The sequence below is a fragment of the Labilibaculum euxinicum genome, from assembly GCF_963678175.1.
GTDB lineage: Bacteria > Bacteroidota > Bacteroidia > Bacteroidales > Marinifilaceae > Labilibaculum > Labilibaculum euxinus.
In genome coordinates this window covers 3,307,360-3,327,418 of sequence record NZ_OY782756.1, presented here as the reverse complement: position 1 = coordinate 3,327,418, position 20,059 = coordinate 3,307,360, and the positions used below count along the sequence as shown (strand labels likewise).

The window sequence follows — 20,059 nt, the reverse complement described above, 5'->3', positions numbered from 1 at the left end:
TAGTCAAAATAATGACGAAAATATCGACAATTAGTGAGAAAGACAATATTGCATATGGATTTGGATACTTTTTTTGTGTCCTGTGAACGGCTTTTAGACAACAGGTTGAATAATCGTCCGGTACTGATTGGAGGAACATCAGACAGAGGTGTTGTGGCTGCCTGTAGCTACGAAGCGCGTGTGTATGGCATTCATTCTGCCATGCCTATGAAAATGGCCAGGCTATTATGTCCGGGTGCTGTTGTGATAAGAGGAGATAGCGGGACTTACAGTAAGTTTTCCGACATGGTGACTGAAATTGTAAAGGAACGTGCACCTGTTTTCGAAAAATCATCGATTGATGAGTTTTACGTGGACATTACCGGAATGGATCGTTTTGTACAGACCAGTTATTTGTGGTCGAGGGAATTACGGGAGAAGATTTTAAAAGAGACAAATTTACCCATTTCTTTTGGTCTTTCTACGAGCAAAACGGTTTCGAAGGTGGGAACAGGAGAGGCCAAACCCAATAATCACATCGAAATTCCGGAAGGAAACGAAATGCCTTTTTTGGCGCCTCTTTCCATAAAGAAAATACCCATGGTGGGCGATAAAACCTATCACAAGTTACGAAGTATGGGGGTAGAAAAAATTCGAACCGTACAGGAAATGCCCATGGAATTGATGGAACGCGTATTGGGTAAAAACGGCACGGTAATCTGGAAAAAGGCACAAGGAATTGACAATACTCCTGTAGTGGCCTGGAACGAGAGAAAATCCATATCCAGCGAGCGGACTTTCGAGAAAGATACCACCGATGTGACCAAATTACGCAGTTTGTTGGTGGCTATGGCCGAAAATCTGTGTTATCAACTGCGAAATGGAAACAAACTAACTGCTTGTGTGACGGTTAAGATCCGATATTCCGATTTTCAGACGTATACAAAACAGAAGCGAATTCCCTACACATCTTTAGATCATACACTCATCGCTGTAGTGCTTGATTTGTTTGAGAAGATGTATGAGCGCAGAGTATTGATTCGTTTGATTGGTGTTTGTTTTAGCTATTTGGTGGGCGGAACGTATCAAATTCGTTTGTTCGAGGATTCGGAGAAGCTGATTAAATTGTATCAGGCCATGGATCTTGTGCGCAACCGTTACGGACAAAGTGCCGTGAAGCGCGCCATTGGAATGGGCTCAACAACAATTGGAGGGATGAACCCTTTCAATGGTAAGACACCAATTATTCCGGCACACTAAAGACGATGAATGAGAATTATGAATTAGTAATGATGAATTAAGAATTAACAGGGTGAAAGAAGATATTCTCATTATCCCTGGGCTAAAGCCACAGGGCAATGCATTATATTATTGTTGTTTCAAGACTTTTATATCATTCGACTGTTTGACTGTTCGACCTTTCCAGACTCTTAAACCCTTCCAGACTTTTTAGACTTTACAACCATGCTTTTAAATTGCCATAGCTACTACAGTTTTAAATACGGAACACTTTCTGTTGAAGATCTTTTAAAAGAGGTTACTGCAGGAGGATTTACGACTATTGCCTTAACGGATATCAATAATACCGCAGCAAGTCTTGATTTTGTAAGGCAATGTGCGGCGTTTGGTGTTCGCCCTGTGGTGGGAATCGATTTTCGGAATGGAACTCAGCAACAGTATGTTGCAATTGCTAAAAACACAGATGGATTTCGTGAACTGAATGCGTTCTTAACACTTCATCTGCACGAAAAGAGAGCGTTTTTACCGAATGCACCCAGCTTTAAACATGCCTGTGTCGTTTATCCTTTTACGTCAGAGCTTTGTGATTTAAAAGAATATGAATATGTAGGTGTGAGCCCTCAGGATTTACTTCGTTTGCCGTTTACTGAGTGGAAAAACCATCAGCATAAGTTGGTGGTTTTGCAAACAGCGAGCTTTCGAAACAAACGCGATTACAACATTCACCGTTTGTTGCGGGCCATCGATAAGAATACTTTGTTAAGCAAACTGCCCAAGTCTGAACAGGCTGATTTTGAGGATCGATACCGAAGTAGAAGTGAACTTTTAGAGATTTACAGGGAGTATCCAAAAATTATTGAGAATACAGAAAATCTATTGAATTCCTGCAATATGGAGTTTGAGTTTGGAAGCAACAAAAACAAAAAGCACTTTACCTCTTCGGAGGAGGAAGATTTTGAACTGTTGAAGTGCGAGGCTTGCGAAGGATTAAAATATCGTTACGATCAGGTAACCGATGAGATTTTGGATCGCCTGAACAAGGAATTGAAGGTAATTCGGGAGTTGAGCTTTTGTTCCTATTTTCTGATTAATTGGGATCTGGTAAAATATGCTATGAGTAAAGGATATTACCATGTAGGGCGGGGAAGCGGTGCCAATAGTCTGGTTGCTTACCTTCTGAGAATCACTAATGTTGACCCGGTTGATTTAGATCTTTACTTTGAGCGGTTTATTAATCCCTTCCGAACATCGCCACCCGATTTTGATATCGACTTTTCCTGGACCGATCGTGATGATGTGACTCACTATTTGTTTGATAAATATGGTTGGGACAGAGTTGCTTTGCTTGGTACTTTTATCACTTTCAATCATAAATCAGCCTTTCGTGAAATTGGTAAGGTATTTGGTTTGCCCGATGAAGAGATTACCCGCCTGCAAAAAAATCCCAATCCCGATCAGGCCGATGAATATGGAAAATGGGTAATTCGTTACAGCCGGTATATTGCAGGTTTTCCGAGTCATGGAAGCATCCACTCCAGTGGGATTTTAATTGCAGATGAACCAATAAACAACTATTCAGCAACCGAACTTTTGCCAAAAGGTTTCCCGTCCACTCAATTCGACATGTACATTGCTGAAGACTTGGGTTTGCACAAGTTCGATATTCTGAGTCAGCGGGGATTGGGTAAAATTAAAGACACTCTTGCTATTATCAAGCAAAATCATGGCATTGATATCGACATTCACAATACCAAATTGTTTATGGAAGATGTGCGGATAAAGCGCATGTTAAAAAGAGGTGAAGCTATCGGCTGTTTTTATGTGGAATCGCCGGCCATGCGTATGCTTTTAACCAAATTAAAGGCCGAAGATTACAAGCGGTTGGTTGCTGCAAGTTCCATTATCAGACCGGGAGTGGCTAAGAGTGGAATGATGCGCGAGTACATTCTCCGCTTTCAGGATGAAGACAGAAGGGAAGAGGCCAGACGTGAAATTCCCGACCTATACCGCATATTGGAGGAAACTTACGGTGTGATGGTGTATCAGGAAGATGTGATTAAAGTAGCGCATTATTTTGCCGGTTTATCGCTCGACGAAGCAGATGTTTTGCGCAGAGGAATGTCCTGGAAATTTAAGCAGCGAAACGAGTTTGCGAAAGTTCGGGACAAATTCTTCTCTAATTGCAGGCAAAAAGGCTATGCAGATGCAATTGTTCAGGATATTTGGCGGCAGATTGAAAGCTTTGCCAATTACGCCTTTGCAAAAGGACATTCGGCCAGTTATGCGGTGGAGAGTTTTCAGGCGCTGTATTTAAAAGCATATTATCCATTAGAATATATGGTGGCAACGCTGAACAATGGCGGTGGTTTTTATTCTGCACAACTCTACTTGCATGAAGCGGTAATGCATGGAGCCACGGTTGAAGCACCTTGTGTAAATCGAAGTTCTTGGGAGAATCGAATTCAGGGAAGAACAATATGGTTGGGTTTCTATCTTTTGCATGATTTGGAAAGAACAATCGGAAAAAATCTGATTAATGAGCGCAATGAGAATGGCATATTTACAAGCTTGCGCGATTTTGTGAATCGATTTCCTGTTAGTTTGGAGCAATTAATTGTTTTGATACGGGTGGGAGCCTTCCGTTTTACCGGAAAAGGCAAAAAAGAATTGCTTTGGGATGCTCATTTCCTATTGGGGCATAGTAAAAAGATCAAGTCCGAAAAAACCTTGTTCCAGACTGAGGTGAAAGAGTTCAAGCTTCCGGATCTATGGAAACATCAATTGGAAGATGCCTTTGATGAAATTGAATTGCTGGGTTTATCCATACAGTCGCCTTTCGAATTGCTGAAAGATGAGCTTCCTTCCGATTTAAAAGCATGTCATTTACCTCAGCTTATTAATCGGTATGTTCGCATTGTTGGCTTTTTGATTACTCGAAAACCAACCAAGGCCAGCAATGGAAAAATCATGTTTTTTGGAACCTGGATTGATTTGGATGGACATTGGATCGATACTGTTCATTTTCCACCAGTTGCCAAAGAGTATCCATTTCGCGGGCCCGGTTGCTATTGCATAGAAGGAAAAGTAACTGTGGAATATGGATTTTTAAGCATTGAAGTGAGCAAAATGGAACGGATGCCAAATTTGAGTTTAGACGATGTGACAAAGTAATTATGAATTAGTAATTAAAAAGGAAGAGGTTTATTTTAACCCTGGGCCAAGGCCACACGGCAAAACATTCGATTACTGTTGTTTTATGACTTTTAGACCATGCGACTGTTTGACTTTTCGACTGTTCAAGACCTTTCTAGACTTTGTTTCTTATCAACTCCTTATTAATTGCTTTCACCAAAGCAGGCCCTTCGTAAATAAAGCCGGTGTAAATTTGCACAAGCGAAGCTCCAGCTTCTAATTTTTCCAAAGCATCCTCTTTTGTTAGGATACCTCCAACACCAATAACAGGAATTTTCCCGCCGGATTTTTCATGTATGTATCGAATCACTTGCGTAGATCTTTCACGAAGTGGTTGTCCGCTTAATCCGCCGGCACCAACTTGTTTTATTCTGCTTTCCGGATACGACAATCCTTCCCGTGAAATGGTTGTGTTTGTCGCAACAATGCCATCAATTTTAGTTTCCTGAACAATTTCGATGATATCATCCAATTGTGAGTTGTTAATATCCGGTGCAATTTTTAAAAGGACAGGCTTCGTTTTTTCTTTGTTTCTGTTTACCTCCATAATTTCATTCAAAAGCCTCTTTAAAGGTTCCTTTCCCTGCAGTTCTCTCAGATTAGGAGTGTTGGGAGAACTTACGTTTACTACAAAGTAATCTACATAAGGATATAAGGCATCAAAACACTTTAAGTAATCATCAGTAGCTTCCTCGTTAGGTGTATTTTTATTTTTGCCAATATTTCCACCAATTATTATATTGGTTCTTTTTTTTCGCAAGCGTTCAACAGCCTCTTCAACACCTTCATTGTTAAATCCCATACGGTTTACCAATGCTTTATCATTAACAAAACGAAACAAACGAGGTTTTGGATTTCCTGGCTGTGCTTTTGGAGTAAGTGTTCCAATTTCAACAAATCCAAAGCCCATATTTCCTAAAAAATCGAAAGCTTCTGCATTTTTATCCAATCCTGCGGCCAAACCAACGGGGTTTGGAAATTTTAAGCCAAAAAGCTCCCTTTCAAGGGATGAGCTTTCAACTCTAAACTGCGCAGAAACAATAGAACGGATAATTTTCGATTTCTGGAAAGCCTTAAAACAGGTAAATGTAAATCTGTGAATTGTTTCAGGATTGAACTGAATTAAAAAGGGGCGTATCAATAATCGGTATAAACTCATCTAAATATTAATTTTAAACAAAGATAGTAAGGAATATGAATAGAAAAAGAGTTTTAAGTCTTAATTGTTTGTTTATTTATGATGAGAAATTACCTGGCAAATAACAGTATGATAATTAGTCAACATAACTTTTTTTTTAATGATTATTTTTATACTTTCGTAGTCGTTTTGAAAATACCTCCTGTAATTGGGAGTTAATTAAGCTAAAAACAATAAGAAATTACAGAAGTATGATGATTAAAAATGATTTTGAAAGCTGGTTGAAATCATCCGCGGGTAAATTTGTAGTGATCTACACGAAAGGTCATTCCACAGAAAGAATGAAGAATTTTCTTAATGTATTACGTGCTTTATTCGTACTGATTGCTATATGTTGTATACTAGTATTGCTAAGCGGGAATTTTATAAATATTGGTCAGGTGATAGGAAAGGATTTAGGGATGGAAAGCATTCAGGAAATTGTCACCAAAAGTCCGGGTTTATTTAATTTGCTGCTATGGCTTTCTACCTTGTTTTCATTACTAAGTTTATGGATAATGAAGATGCTTAGGAGCAGTAGAAAGCATATTGCTGAATTTTACTATTTTTGGGATAGGCATATTGAATCCGGCAGAAAATTATTGAAGGAAAATTCGTAACTAGTTTAGTTTTTTTGTTTTCACTTTGGTTAAGTTATTAATAGGCAAACACACTATGAATTTATTAAAAGAAATACATTTAAATCAGTTTCAGTTAAATATATTATTGGACGAAGAAGAGAAAGAAGCCTATCGCTATATTGTGCAGGAAGGTACTTACTGTGTTCATTGTAAGGCTGTATGCGTTGAAGGAGTTGAGGTGAGGGAAAATATTCTTAATGATATGAATGATATTTTAATCAAAGGGGTTTGTAAAAAGTGCGAAGGTTATGTAAGCCGCTTTATTGAATACGGAGAATTTGAAGATTTTGTTGAAAGAGCAAATTCATTTCGTAAAGCAATAGGAGAATAAAATAATAAACGATAAGCTATATGGTTTATCATACAAAATATAAAAGAATCCAGACTGGTTGAAAACAGGTCTGGATTTTTTTTTGAATAAATTATTAGCTTGTAAATTGAGTTGAATCTGATACAGCGAGTTTATTCTTCTTCATAAAGCAGAATAAAAAAATATACTTTATTAAATAGGAAAAACTAAGTTCGATAATGCTGGTTTTTTATCAAAAAATGCTTTGTTTTGTAGCCTTGAACTAAAAAATAATAATCATGATTAGAAAATATCTACGTCTTATAATTGCTGGAATCTTATTTTTAGGATCTATCGCTCTTTTTATTAATAGTTTAGTGTCTTCGGGAATATGGATTCTTTTACTTTCCGGATTGTTTGTATTAAGCTATTTTAAAAATGAAATGAACCTTCTTGCATTTTATTTTGTTCGAAAAAATAAGTTTGAGTCTGCAGGTAAGGTATTAGCAAAGGTAAAGCATCCCGAAAGGATGATTGAAAGTCAGGAAGCATATTACTATTATCTTTCCGGTTTGGTTGAAGCACAAAAGCAAAAAAATGCACAGGCTGAAAAACATTTTAAGAAAGCCTTGGAAACTGGTCTTCGTTTGAAAACTGATCAGGCAGTTGCTAAATTAAATTTGTCAGGAATAGCTCTCTCGAAACGAAACAAGAAACTGGCAACATATTATTTACAGGATGCCAAAAAACTGGACAAGCAAAAAATGTTGACGGCACAAATCAGAGAAATAGAAGGCATGCTGAAACGCATCTAAGTTTTTCTTTACTCAGATTTTGGAATGATTCGATTGCAAATGATATAATTAGACCTGACAGATTTTCAAAAATCTGTCAGGTTTTTTGTTGAGGAATATTTCGTTTTTTTTTAGACTGCGTCAACTCCAATCAATTGAATATCGAAGATAAGAACCGTTCCGGCGGGGATGAATCCAAAATCGGTATTTCCGTATGCTAAATGCGAAGGGATGAATAAGATTCCTTCACCTCCTTCTTTAAAATATTGGATTCCTTCTGTCCAGCCTGCAATAACATCTGCCATATTAATTTCCAGTCTTTCATTTTGATCGAAGGTATTGCCATCGGTAAAATAGCCAATGTAGCTGATCGTAATGTTTGAAGTGCAGGTGGGATGCTCGCCTTCTCCTTCTTTGGATATGTGGTAATATATGCCGGAATCGCTTTTTTGGGCTTCCAGTTTATTGTCAGCAAGATAGGCTGTAATTTCTTCGTCGTTTTTATGCCGGAAATTGCGTTTCGTCATCTTTTTTTGAAAATTTGGTGAGTACAAAAATAGATAATTCTAATCTTGTTTTGCATTACAAGGCCACTTTCGTGATCTTGATTCTTACCATTGAATAGAAATACGTACAAAACAATCAAGGCAACCGAAAAGGGAATAGTCTTTATCAGGGAATTTAAATCTATCTTTGTACCCCATTAAGAAACGGACAAGAAAAGTGTTTCCTGCAGGCAATTGTTTTGGTAATAGAGAATTATTACCCATTTTTAGTGATAAGCACAAATAGTAGATATACAACTTAGTTACATGAATATGAAACGCCCCTGTAAAAAGTGTTACACGCAGGATAATGAGTGTAATTTGGGAGTTTGATATGACAACTAAAAAACAAATTATAAACAGATGAAAGATCTTTCCAAAATAGAAAAGATAAACAAAGTAGTTGAAGAATATTTTAACGCAAATGCTTCGCTAACAATAACACCGGTAAAAGATTTGATGCCAGCCTTTATAAAAGCCGGAATTTTTGCAAAAGATGTGAAAAAAGGATTGCCAATTCGCCTAATCCTTAGGGAACTTGATGCCGAAGATCAGTTAGCTTTAATACCTTTTGTTCATGCCGAAAGACATGGAGAACATACTTATTGGTATTTTGTTCCGGCCAATGCACCTGCTCCGGATGCACCCTACAAGCAGGAAAAAAAGAAGCCGGAAAATGATCCGATAGCCATTCGTTTAAACAGTGATGAAACCTATGTTATTGCTTTATGCGATAAAGTTTTATCGTTAACATCGGATCGTCAAAAACGATTTGATTTCCTTTTGGGAGATCTGCATAAAAATGGGAAAAAACAAACCATGTTGCCTGTAGATGCTTATTATGAAGAATTGCAATTGGTGGTTGAATACAAAGAAATACAGAATTTTAGACCTGTTGCCGGCTTTGACAAAAACAACGACGAGGACGAGGAAGAAGAAGAAAGAACAAAGACTGTGTCGAGAGAGGAGCAACGAAGAATATACGATGAACGAAGAGCTAAAGTTCTTCCAGAGAATGATATCTCTTTGGTCGTAATTTCTTATTCTGATTTTGAGTACGACGATAAAAATAAAATTATCCGCAACGAAGAAAACGATCTGAAAATAGTGCAAAAAGCATTGAAAGGTTTTTGTTAGTAAAAGATAAAATGAGTTGAATTGTTAATCCTCCTTGAAATAGGGGGATTTTTTTTATCTCTTCTTTTTATAGAAAAGACACTACTTCTAATACATGTCGAAAGGATAGAGTTTATTTTGTCAGGTATTTTCTTTTGATTTTATCTGCAAAAAAATCATTATAAATGGGGATTTCACATAACATTTAGATGAGCTATTTTTGTCAAGAAGGATGTATAATAATTTAGATCGTGATTATGCTATTCACAAAACTCAATAAAAACGTATAAAAAAGAAGTAGATGGTTGCTTTTACAAAAAACAGTAAAATGGCAGAGGTGATCTTAAGAGATTATCAGTTGCTACCCATTATATCTCGATTTGGAATAAAATTAGGATTCGGTAATAAGAGCATTGAAGAGATTTGTACAGATCGGAATGTAGATCTTCCATTCTTTTTAGAAATATTAAATTCTTATCACAGTATTGATTATTTCCCGGAAAATCATTTGTGCGATTTTAAAGCCGATGTTATGGTTTCCTATTTAACCAATACTCATTCTTACTATTTAAATTCAAAAGTACCGCATATAGAGCTATTCATTGATCGGATGGATCAGACAGCTCAATTTGAGAATAGTAGAAATGTTGCTTTGTTAAAACAGTTTTTTAATGAGTATAAAATTGATATCGAACATCATTTTAGTGAAGAAGAAAAAAATGTATTTCCTTATGTACTCGCTTTAGAAAAAGCCTTAAAATCAAATAATTGTTCACCGCAATTAATAGAAAAAATAAAACGTGAACCAATAGAGATATATGAACGTAACCACGAAAGTCTTGAAGTGAAACTGGCAGATATGAAAAATCTAATCATAAGGTTTTTGCCACCTTTACATTGTGAAGACGATTGTGAACATTTGCTTACAGAATTATTTCAACTGGAATGTGATATTGAGAATCACACAAGAATGGAAGAGAAAGTATTAATTCCTAAAGTTAAAATGTTAGAACATAAAGTACTGGAGTATTATGGAGTTTGAGGATAAAAAAAAACAAACAGTAATTGCTTCCGACCAATACTTGGTTAGACTAGGAGTTAAAACACTTTTAAATGTGATTGGAATAGAATCGGATTTATACGAAGCAGATAGTTTTGAGGAGTTGGAACGACTTGTGAATGATGTTCCGGATTTAAATTATTTAATTCTTAGTGAAGATCTTTTACCCAAACAAAAGCAAGATTGTTTAAAAGGTATTAAAGGTTCTTGTAGTTTTTGTAAGGCAATAATAATTGGTCAGCAAAAAATACCAAATTGCGTATTTGAGCATTTTATTCTCCATTCTTATAACAGAAAACAGGTGGTTGAAAAATTACAACTCTTCTTTCAAGAGTCGGACTCCACTTTTGGGAATCATGATTCTTGTACTTTAAGTGATCGGGAGATTGATGTTTTAAAGGCAGTAGCTTTAGGTTATTCAAATAAAGAAATTGCTGATCAATTGTTTATTTCCATCAACACGGTGATTACTCATCGGAAAAATATTACCCAAAAATTAGGAATAAAAACTATTTCAGGATTAACAGTCTATGCCTTAATGAATCATATTATTAAAGCTGAGGAAGTAAGGTGATTAGAACTTATTAGCAAGAAATGTTGATGGCGATATTGTAAGTGTTAGATAATTAGCCTTGTATAATATTTTCGGATTTTCGTTAAAATCATAATTAATAGCTATTGCAAGAGGTTTTCCAGAAATATATATTAATAATAAATCTAAATAAAAATAAAAGATGCAGAATGTTGGAATTTTTTACGGTTCATCAACCGGTAATACAGAATCAGCAGCAAAATTAATTCAGAAAGAATTAGGAGAAGATAAAGCGGTGATTTTTGATGTTTCAGAAGCCAAGTCTAGTGATGTTGAGCAATTTAATAATCTTATTTTTGGCACGTCAACCTGGGGAACCGGCGATTTACAGGATGATTTTGAATGCTTTTTAGCTGAGTTGTTGAATTCGAATTTAGCAGGAAAGAAAATTGCTCTGTTTGGACTGGGTGATCAGTGTTCTTACTCCGATTCATTTGTTGATGGATTGGGGGAAATTTATGAACTTCTGGAAGATAAAAATTCTGAATTAATTGGTAAAACATCAATTGAAGGATACGAATATGATGCTTCAAAAGCAGAAAAAGAAGGTCAATTTGTTGGATTAATTATAGATGAGGATAATCAAAGCGAATTAACAAGTAAAAGAATAAAATCCTGGGTTGAACAAATTGGCTCTCAATTCAATTGAAGAAAATGAAAATTACTTGCTTGGATTATAAAACTGCTGACATGCAGATACTGCTTCATCATGTATACGAGTACAAAAAAGGATTAAGAAGCCTCGTTTTACACACGATGAATAGTAAAGAAAAAGATAAAACAGAAGAGTTGTTAATTCGAAAGGGGATTAATTATTTTTTGCATACGGTTAACGAAAATAAGATTAATGTTTTTTTTGGTAAAGAGGAGTGTATTCAGATTATTTTGTCATTTGGTGAAAAATCTTTATCTCATTTTTCTGATGAGGAGGATTTTATTCTTGGTATTATGCTTGGCTACGACAGAACTCTGCAATATGAAAGATACATGAAACGAAAAGGGATTGTCACACCAATTACAAACTCCAGACAAGTAGGTTAAAAGATTTTCTTTTGCTGCTAATTCAATACTCACTTTAGATAATCCGATTATTCTTTAGTGAGTATTTTTTTTATGAACTAGAGTACTGATTGATTTGTTATCATTAATAATGATTAGCATGAAAGAAATCATCAGTTCCGGCATTTTCACATAAACTAAAATGCGAAATAATACTGATTTCAAACCTTTGTTAATTTAACAACATTTTTTACAGGTAAAAAGGATCTCTATTAAATATCATCATTTTTAATGATTTATTTATGTTTTATTTATACTTAGTTTTATTTGTCTAAATAAAAGAGAATCTTTTTCAATCATTTAAAATTTTAATTATTATGTCAGTAAAATTTGTAGTAAGAGAAAAGGGGAATCCAAGTAAGCCTACTGAACCTAAAAAATGGTATGCCACAGCTAAATCGAGTGGTGAAATTAGTTTTAAAGATTTGAGCAATGAAATTGCAGAAGGCTCTACCACCGTAAGCGATACCGATGTATTGGCAGTGCTAAATGATCTCACCAAACTCTTGAGCCGACATCTTGCAGCAGGAGAAATTGTGCGTTTCGGAGATTTTGGTTCTTTTCAGGTATCGGTAAAAAGTACTGGTGCCGAAACAGAAAAGAAATTCCACGCAGGGCAGATAATAAAATCAAAAATCAACTTTCGCCCCGGCAACGACCTGAAAGATATGTTGCTCACCCTAAAATATACGAAAACAGACTAGCATAAACAGGATTGCTAAAAACTAGTCCATGAAACACTCTATGCCTTTTACTAAAACGATATATACGATTTCCCCAAACGATATAAGCAATTTTTGGGAAAGGTATAGATGGCTTAACAGAAGCTTTAGTATGACTTCAAATCAATAATTAAACGCGCAACTGCTTGCAGTTGTATTTTATTAACTACTTAAATGTTTTAACAAATGAAAAACTTACTGTTATTTTTTACCTTTTGTATGTTTATACTTGCATCCTGTGATAATGATACTCAGGAAGAATTTATAGAAAACTCACAAGATCAAATTAAAAGCAAGGCAATCATATTAAAGGAACGAGATCCCAATTCGCCACTTATTTTGTCGAAAAAGGTGGCTGAAGAACCAGAAAGAAAATTGAAATCTGGTAACGAACCTTTTCAAAAGTATTTGGGAAGATCATTTAAAATGAATACGCTTCCTCTAACGGATTATAAGAACTTTGGACCAAGGGTAATTGATTTAGAAAAGTACCTTATAAATAATCCTGATGGTACAGATACCGACAGAATAGGCTATACCGATAACTATTCGTTTGCATATTCTAGATTTAGCAAGTATTTGGAAAAATCAACAGTCAAAAAGAAAGTGAAAGGAGGTTTCAAATTGAACTTGGGTTTGTTTTCAATTGGCGCTAGAAAAAGTATGGAACGTACTTTCAGTAAAACGACCGTGGAAGAAAGTAACCGCGTTTTTGGGGAGTTGCATTATTTGTATCAAGATTCCAGGTATTGGCTCACAACAAATAGCTATGATTTAAAAGAAATGAGATATTGTTTATCTAAAAGTTTCTTGAATCATTTATACAATAATACTCCATCTGAATTCTTTGAAACCTATGGCGGTTTTGTAATGTGTGATTTCATTGTTGGCGGAAAAGCTACTGCTTTTTATTCAGGTGTTTATAAAGGCAATGAGTCTTTAGAAGCACGTGGGAAGGATATGAATTCGGATATCGGGGCATCTTATGGCAAAACGGCATCAGGTGATTTCGGTATTGGAAGAGGTTATACAAATGGCAAAGAGCTTACGAATAAATTTACTGATTTAAGAACATCAGTGAAAACTCTTGGAGGAATAGGAGCAATTGCCGCTTTTACGACTCCTGAAAAAATAAGTAGTATTAATGTTGATTTAACAAGTTGGCTGGCTTCATTAAATAACAAAAATAACCATAGTATTATTGAATTTTCAGATAATGGGTTATTACCAATCACTGAATTAATTAGAGAAGAAAATCTGAAAGAGCGTATTGTGAGGGCAATCAGGGGTAATAATAATCTCGTTGCTAACTTTAGAGAACCGGTACTTGTTTATGCACATGATGAAGAAAATGACTATGAATTAATATTCTTGGTTACAAGATATGAAGATGCTGTAATATTGCATTACGATAAGTATCAGGATGCAAATTACACAGCTAGCACTATTAATAAATATACCTCTAAGTATAAAATTAAAACAGTGGATAGGAGTGAATGGTTATCTTATGAATCTCCCGTGCCAGATGATCCATATTTAACACTTACAGCTTATTATGCAGGATATGTTCCTGAGTTTTATCCTGATCAAGATCCAACAGATCTTGTAGGTGATAAGATGAAGAAGTTTGTTCACAATAATAGAACTTATTTAATATCTCAAAATCCGGCAGTAAAATTTGCATACTCGATTAATGATGATTATATCTTGGATACTTACGGCATAAGAGAATGGGTAAAAAATATGCCAACAATCCAATTAACCGAACAACATTTGGATGATTATATTATTGTGGCTTTATAAAAGCAAATCTATACTTTAAGCTCCCTATCAAGACAATTGATAGGGAGCTTGTTTTATTAAATCATCATAAACAATGAGTAACCTCAGGTAATATCATTATTTATGAGGATTGTGCAGACTTGTAATCCAATATACCTTTGTCCCACTTATTAAGAGTAAATCTTAATAAGAAGATGAAAGCCCATGAATAAAGGGCTAACTAATGGCAAAAAATGTTGGATTGACATGAAATTAAGTTCTCTTATTGTATTGTTTGTGCTTGGCATAACATTTATACCTTCACAAGCTATTTCTCAAACACACCCAGCTGTAAAGGGCAGGCTTGTGGCAAAAGAATCGGGCAAACCCATTGCTTTTGCAACGGTTGTGCTGAAAGAATCATTAAAATGGTCAACCACCAATTTAAATGGAGAGTTTAGCATTGACAATGTACCTAATGGAGAATATACCATTATGGTTTCGTGCTTGGGGTACCAAAAAATACAAGATACCATTTCACTTACAGCACAAAGAAAGCCATTCACATTGCAAATGAGTGTAGAATCGCAGGATTTATCAGAGGTAATTGTAATTGCGGAAGAATCGAGAGAAAACGGAACATCTTCCACCATTAAGAAAGAGGCTTTAAAACACTTGCAGCCTTCCAGTTTTGCCGATATTTTGGAATTGCTTCCCGGAGGTGTAAGCCAAAAGAATTCGATGACCACGATGAAATTGATTTCATTGAGAGAGCCTGGTAGTGCCTCTAGCTTTAGTAATGATTCATATGATTATAATTCATCCTTTGGAACATCATTTGTGATTGACGGACAGGCAATTTCCAATGATGCAGAATTGCAAAATGTAACCGGATCTTATAGTTCAGATCGTTACATAAGGCGACGAAATACGACTGGTAAAGGTATTGATATGAGATTGATTTCTACAGATAATATTGAATCTGTAGAAATTGTTCGAGGAATTCCTTCTGTAAAATATGGGGACCTCACCAGTGGTTTGGTCAATATCACACGGGCTTATAAAGCAAAGCCCTTGACTGCAAGAATTAAAGCAGATCCAGGTTCTAAATTGTTCTCGATAGGAAAAGGTGTGAATTTGGGAGGAAGTAAAAGCTTGAATGCCGATATTGATTATTTGGATTATAAATCCGATCCCAGAAATCCGAAGGTAAATTACACTAGAATAACTGGATCAGTGCGTTATGGAAGCAGATCAGAATCCGAAAATGGCTTATTTACTTTTAATACAAATATTGATTATACCGGATCGTTTGATGAAACTAAGAAAGACCCGGAGATAGACCTACCAGAAACTGATAAGTATAACAGTAAATACAATAAAGTGAGTGCAGGTACCACTCTTTCATGGCAGTCTTATAAATCTTCATTCTTTAAAGGAATTGAGGCTAGAGTTAATGGTAGTTACACACACAATCAAAAGGTCATAGATAAGTCGGTACTGGGAAATAATACACCCATCATGACCAATAGAGAGGAAGGAGAATTTTACAGTGAGTATTTGCCGTCATCCTATTTGTCTCACCTTGTGGTTGATGGCAAACCTATCTATTTGTTTGCAGATGTTTCATCGGATTTCCAATTGGATATTTTCAATGTAAAGCAAAACATTCTAATCGGAGCAGAATGGAGATACAACAAAAACTTTGGAGATGGAGAGGTGTATGACGTAAACCGTCCATTGTATCCAGGAAATGGCAGATCAAGGGTTTCAAAAGATATTCCTTCTATTCAACGACTGTCATTCTATATGGAAGATAAGTTAAGTATTCCTATTGCGAATCACAGGTTAAATCTACAAGGGGGTGTAAGAGCAACACAGGCCTTGAATATGGCATCGGATTATGCTCTCTCAGGGAAACTCTATTTCGATCCCAGAGCTAACATGAGATGGCGCTTTCCTAAGTTCAATTTATTTAATAGAAGTGGATATGTTGAGTTAACTGGTGGATATGGGATGCATACCAAATTCCCAGGGCTGACACACCTATATCCAGATATGCTTTATCTCGATATCGTTCAGCTAAATTATTTTTCTCAAAATAAAGATTTAAGACAAGTACAGTATAAAACCAAAATGATTGATCCAATCAATTATCAGTTGAAACCCAATAGAAATGAAAAGTTTGAATTTGGATTTAATTTAAAATTGGGAAAGGCCAGAGCTTATGTAACAGCATATCACGAATTGCTTAAGAATGGATTTAAGCGATTGGGATATTACGAAACAATGGGTTTTAAATTATACGATGTATCATCAGGACCTCATCCCGATGAATTAAGTGGACCACCAACAGTCGAACAATTCGATTATGAATCAAGAAAAGAATTTATCTACTATAGTAAAAGAGCAAACGGCGCACGAGAAGAGAAAGTAGGTGTTGAGTATCAAATTGATTTGGGACAAATTGATGCCATACACTCAAGGGTCTCAATTAATGGTGCTTGGATGAGAGCTAAATACGATTTAAGCGATGCAACTTACAAACACCCAAGTACAGTAATCGATGGAAAGGATTATCCATACATAGGATATTACAACTGGGACAGAGGGAAAGAATATGAACAGTTCAATACCAATTTTAGAGCGGATACTCATATTGAAAAATTTGGTTTAATGTTCTCAACAGCCATACAGTGTATGTGGTATCATCAATTTAGATATAATCCTCATGATGGTATGCCTGAGTATTATTTTGATATGGATGGAAATCAGTTTGAATACAATGAATCACACACAACAGATCCGTTATTGCGATTCTTATATCACAAACCAAGTCCAAATGACTTTGACTTGTATAAAACTCCTATTGGTATTGATGTGAATCTTACCGTATCAAAGAGCATAGGTGATCAGATGGAACTATCCTTTTATGTAAATAGAATTTTAGATTATCATCCGGATTATACGCGTAGTGATGGCACTAAAGTAACTCGAAAAGTATCTCCATACTTTGGAATGGAACTTAATATTAATCTTTAAATAATAATAAAAAATGAAAAAACTGATATTCGGTTTAAGCCTTTTAATGGTAGTATCCTTGTTCTCTTGCAGCGATGATGATGATCCAATATTGCAATCAGATTTGAATTTGGTGTTGAATCCACCTGCAAAACTAAAGGCACCAACATTTAAGAATGGTACGGTAACTGTTACTAATGTTAATTCCGGAGAAGAAATTTCCAAGGATTTATATGGATTCATGCTTCCAACATTGAACCTGGAAGATGGTCTTTACAATTTTACTGTAGAAGCCGAAGTGGATTATTTTACTAGAGATGTTGATGATAAAATAATTTATGCTACCACGGGGATTAGAGGCTTTAGCGAGAATGTTGAAGTTACAGGAGGATCTTTCGATCTTACTATCGACTTATTTGAGTACAGAAAGAATACCAGTTTTGTGATTTCAGAAATCTTCTTCAGTGGAACAAAAACACCAGAAGGAAAACAGTATAATGATGATAAATACTTTGAAATCTATAACAATACGGATAAAATCTTATATGCTGATGGTTTATGTATTGCGGAATCTGAACTAAATACAGCTCAGTCATTGAATGAATATACTCCTGATGTACGAAAAGAATATACACCTGTTAGTTCAGTTTATAGAATTCCTGGAGACGGAGATGATTATCCTGTTGAACCTGGAAAATCTATTATTGTATGTGACGTAGCCATTGATCACTCTGCTGAGAATGCGAATTCATTTGATTTATCGATTGCAGATTTTGAATGGTTCGATGGTGCTGATGTTGATGTAGACGTACCGGAAGTTCCTAATATGGAGAAAATGGTTTCTACTTCAGCTTCTGTTTGGGGACTTCACAATCGTGGATTTACTTCTTATGTGATCTTTAAGATGGATGATATGACACCAGAGAAATTTAATACTGATAACGCTTACCACTATCAATATACTTTTGTATGGGGTGACTTTGTGAAAGTTATGGATTTTGATGCTTGGAAAGTTCCAAATAATATAATTATCGATGCAGTAGAATGTTCTACTGTTTCTGATTACGAATGGAAAGCTCTCGATCCATCATTAGACCTTACCTGGACTCATGCTGGTGACGGGGATGATGCTCGTTACGGAAAATGTGTGAAGCGTAAGGTAAGTCACAAAGAAGGTAATCGTATTGTTTTATTGGATACCAACAACTCAGAATTCGACTTTATTCCTACTGCTGATCCTACACCAGGTATAATCGAAGAGGAATAATCCAATATTAACCTTAAAGAAGATCCCTTGGACTTGTCTCTGAGGGTCTTCTTTAATTTTATTGTTTACATGCTAACACAAAAGTTAAAATCCATTCTTGGAATTGTCATTCTCTTAAATTTAACAGCATCAGCATTTGCTCAAGATAGAAATGCGAATGCCGTTGATTTTGAAAAGGAATTAATTCAAATACAAAGTGGGATTTGGGATAATCCTGCTATGCTAGGTCATCAATACAATAAATCTTTTACCGATGTTTCTTTGGCTTGGAAACAGAGGAAAGCAAATGGCTTGTACAGAATTGAAACTGGAAACAAAACATCCTCAATTGATTTTGATGCTTATTCGTTTAAAAGACGTGAGAAAAACTTTGTGTTTGGAAGAGCAAGTTACAGCAAAAACAATATGGATAATATTAAATGGAATACAGTAAGCGATTACAGTGAATTGGCTCCATATATCGTGGCGGATACTATTGGTGGAAAAACGTACGGCGAAAATTATTCATTCGAAGGAATATACAGTCTGATTCAAAAGAAAAGTACTTATGCCCTTCAGGCCAAATATAGATCCTCAGAAGATTACAGAAAATTAGATCCACGACCAAAATCTACCGTTTCTGATTTAGAAATAAAATTAGGAGGTACAAGAGAAATCAATTCAAAATATATGATTGGTCTGTATGCAGGATATCATGATTATCAGCAAGATCATGAAGTAGATGCGTTGCGACCTGGTACAGGGATTAAAGTTTTTTATCTGAGAGGATTAGGTATTAGCGATGAGAATTTCTCAACGGTTGTAACCAATAGTGGAGGTGTTGGTAATATTTATGAAAAGAAAGGGTATTCACTGGGTACACAATTGATTCCCATTGGCCAAACAGGATGGTATCAGTCATTCTCATACAAAAAGTCGAAACTGGAATTATTAAAAATAGTTGGGACAGGCTATGATATTGTGAATGATTTAGATGCTAAGGAGTTTCAATTCACTTTAGGAAAGCAGTATCAGTTCACTAATAAAATATTCAAAATAAATTCTTTCGCATCTTATCAAAGTAAAACAGGGTCTGATTACAACTATAATTATAATAGACAACTTTTAAGTGTCATCGAAAAATATTCAGCCAAGTATCTAGATGGAGGTTTTACAAGTATTTTATTGGTAAGGGGTATTAAGCACAGTTCTTTGTATCAAATGGAAATTAAATACTCTTCTGATGAGTCAGAATATAAGATAGCTAATTCTAAAAATCCCAAACAAGAAGTAGAACATGTAACGCTTAGGCTAAATACAGGAAGAAACTTACAGTTTAGTAAATCTAGCTTGAATATAAAACTCGAGGCATTAGCCCAATACTGCATTAATAGTGATTTAACAACTTCATCTTTGGCAAAAGGAAAGGCAAATGAAAGTTTGATTGTTCCAAACTATGAGTATTTAAAAAGTGATTGGCTGAGCTTGGCTTCGAATATTCGATACGATTTCGACACAAAAAATACTTATGGTATTTATACCAAACTAGCTTATCAATACATGATAATAGAAAATTCTAAATCACAATACAGTTTCAATTTTGCAATTGGATTAACACTTTAAACA

Annotated in this window: 17 protein-coding genes; 15 read left to right on the top strand and 2 right to left on the bottom strand. The window is 35.3% G+C overall.

Translation table 11 applies throughout. The features are described 5' to 3' along the window. Window positions 1-33 precede the first annotated feature (33 nt). The gene (dinB, locus tag ACY0M5_RS13220) at window positions 34-1,239 is read left to right on the top strand and encodes a DNA polymerase IV (protein ID WP_124993670.1); all 1,206 of its coding nucleotides are present in this window, start codon (window positions 34-36) and stop codon (window positions 1,237-1,239) included. Between the two features lie 204 nt (window positions 1,240-1,443). Beyond that, window positions 1,444-4,389, top strand: coding sequence for a DNA polymerase III subunit alpha (locus ACY0M5_RS13215; RefSeq protein WP_461629458.1), 2,946 nt, complete (start codon window positions 1,444-1,446; stop codon window positions 4,387-4,389). Window positions 4,390-4,525: 136 nt separating this feature from the next. Here the strand turns inward: ACY0M5_RS13215 and ACY0M5_RS13210 are convergent, their stop codons facing one another. Next, the gene (locus ACY0M5_RS13210) at window positions 4,526-5,569 is read right to left on the bottom strand and encodes a quinone-dependent dihydroorotate dehydrogenase (RefSeq protein WP_461629457.1); all 1,044 of its coding nucleotides are present in this window, start codon (window positions 5,567-5,569) and stop codon (window positions 4,526-4,528) included. 230 nt (window positions 5,570-5,799) lie between these two features. On the opposite strand from ACY0M5_RS13210, the gene ACY0M5_RS13205 reads away from it, so the two are divergent. From ACY0M5_RS13205 to ACY0M5_RS13195, 3 genes are all read left to right on the top strand, one after another. Continuing rightward, a complete protein-coding gene (locus tag ACY0M5_RS13205; protein ID WP_124993667.1) occupies window positions 5,800-6,207 on the top strand; it encodes a hypothetical protein in 408 nt (135 codons plus the stop codon). A gap of 55 nt (window positions 6,208-6,262) precedes the next feature. Then, window positions 6,263-6,559: a hypothetical protein gene (locus ACY0M5_RS13200; protein WP_124993666.1), complete on the top strand. Its 297-nt coding sequence runs from the start codon at window positions 6,263-6,265 to the stop codon at window positions 6,557-6,559. A 257-nt stretch (window positions 6,560-6,816) separates the two neighbouring features. Beyond that, window positions 6,817-7,332, top strand: a complete 516-nt coding sequence (locus ACY0M5_RS13195) for a DUF2892 domain-containing protein (protein ID WP_124993665.1) — start codon at window positions 6,817-6,819, stop codon at window positions 7,330-7,332. Window positions 7,333-7,442: 110 nt separating this feature from the next. Here the strand turns inward: ACY0M5_RS13195 and ACY0M5_RS13190 are convergent, their stop codons facing one another. Beyond that, complete coding sequence (locus ACY0M5_RS13190) at window positions 7,443-7,838, bottom strand: FKBP-type peptidyl-prolyl cis-trans isomerase (protein WP_124993664.1); 396 nt, start codon at window positions 7,836-7,838, stop codon at window positions 7,443-7,445. 381 nt (window positions 7,839-8,219) lie between these two features. Here ACY0M5_RS13190 and ACY0M5_RS13185 point away from each other — a divergent pair, with 381 nt between their 5' ends. The 10 genes from ACY0M5_RS13185 to ACY0M5_RS13140 all read left to right on the top strand — a co-directional run bounded on the left by ACY0M5_RS13185 (window position 8,220) and on the right by ACY0M5_RS13140 (window position 20,056). Beyond that, on the top strand, window positions 8,220-8,993 hold the full coding sequence (locus ACY0M5_RS13185; RefSeq protein WP_461629456.1) for a hypothetical protein: 774 nt from the start codon (window positions 8,220-8,222) through the stop codon (window positions 8,991-8,993). Between the two features lie 280 nt (window positions 8,994-9,273). Further along, window positions 9,274-10,014 (top strand): hemerythrin domain-containing protein, encoded by a 741-nt coding sequence (locus ACY0M5_RS13180; RefSeq protein ID WP_321316427.1) that lies wholly within the window; start codon window positions 9,274-9,276, stop codon window positions 10,012-10,014. Further along, entirely contained in the window at window positions 10,004-10,606 is a 603-nt protein-coding gene (locus tag ACY0M5_RS13175; protein WP_321316426.1) for a response regulator transcription factor, read from the top strand. Before ACY0M5_RS13180 ends, ACY0M5_RS13175 begins: the two co-directional genes overlap by 11 nt. Window positions 10,607-10,766: 160 nt before the next feature. Further along, entirely contained in the window at window positions 10,767-11,273 is a 507-nt protein-coding gene (locus ACY0M5_RS13170) for a flavodoxin (RefSeq protein WP_124993661.1), read from the top strand. A 5-nt stretch (window positions 11,274-11,278) separates the two neighbouring features. Next, window positions 11,279-11,665: a DUF2023 family protein gene (locus tag ACY0M5_RS13165; RefSeq protein WP_225441430.1), complete on the top strand. Its 387-nt coding sequence runs from the start codon at window positions 11,279-11,281 to the stop codon at window positions 11,663-11,665. A gap of 335 nt (window positions 11,666-12,000) precedes the next feature. Continuing rightward, window positions 12,001-12,387 carry an HU family DNA-binding protein gene (locus ACY0M5_RS13160; RefSeq protein WP_461629455.1) on the top strand — a complete coding sequence of 129 codons (387 nt, stop codon included), beginning with the start codon at window positions 12,001-12,003 and terminating at the stop codon, window positions 12,385-12,387. A 204-nt stretch (window positions 12,388-12,591) separates the two neighbouring features. Then, window positions 12,592-14,208: an MAC/perforin domain-containing protein gene (locus ACY0M5_RS13155; protein WP_461629454.1), complete on the top strand. Its 1,617-nt coding sequence runs from the start codon at window positions 12,592-12,594 to the stop codon at window positions 14,206-14,208. Between the two features lie 183 nt (window positions 14,209-14,391). Further along, the gene (locus ACY0M5_RS13150; RefSeq protein ID WP_461629453.1) at window positions 14,392-17,208 is read left to right on the top strand and encodes a TonB-dependent receptor; all 2,817 of its coding nucleotides are present in this window, start codon (window positions 14,392-14,394) and stop codon (window positions 17,206-17,208) included. Window positions 17,209-17,221: 13 nt separating this feature from the next. Continuing rightward, window positions 17,222-18,454: a DUF4876 domain-containing protein gene (locus tag ACY0M5_RS13145; RefSeq protein WP_461629452.1), complete on the top strand. Its 1,233-nt coding sequence runs from the start codon at window positions 17,222-17,224 to the stop codon at window positions 18,452-18,454. A 69-nt stretch (window positions 18,455-18,523) separates the two neighbouring features. Next, window positions 18,524-20,056, top strand: a complete 1,533-nt coding sequence (locus ACY0M5_RS13140) for a DUF6850 family outer membrane beta-barrel protein (RefSeq protein WP_101308525.1) — start codon at window positions 18,524-18,526, stop codon at window positions 20,054-20,056. The last annotated feature ends 3 nt before the right edge of the window (window positions 20,057-20,059 follow it).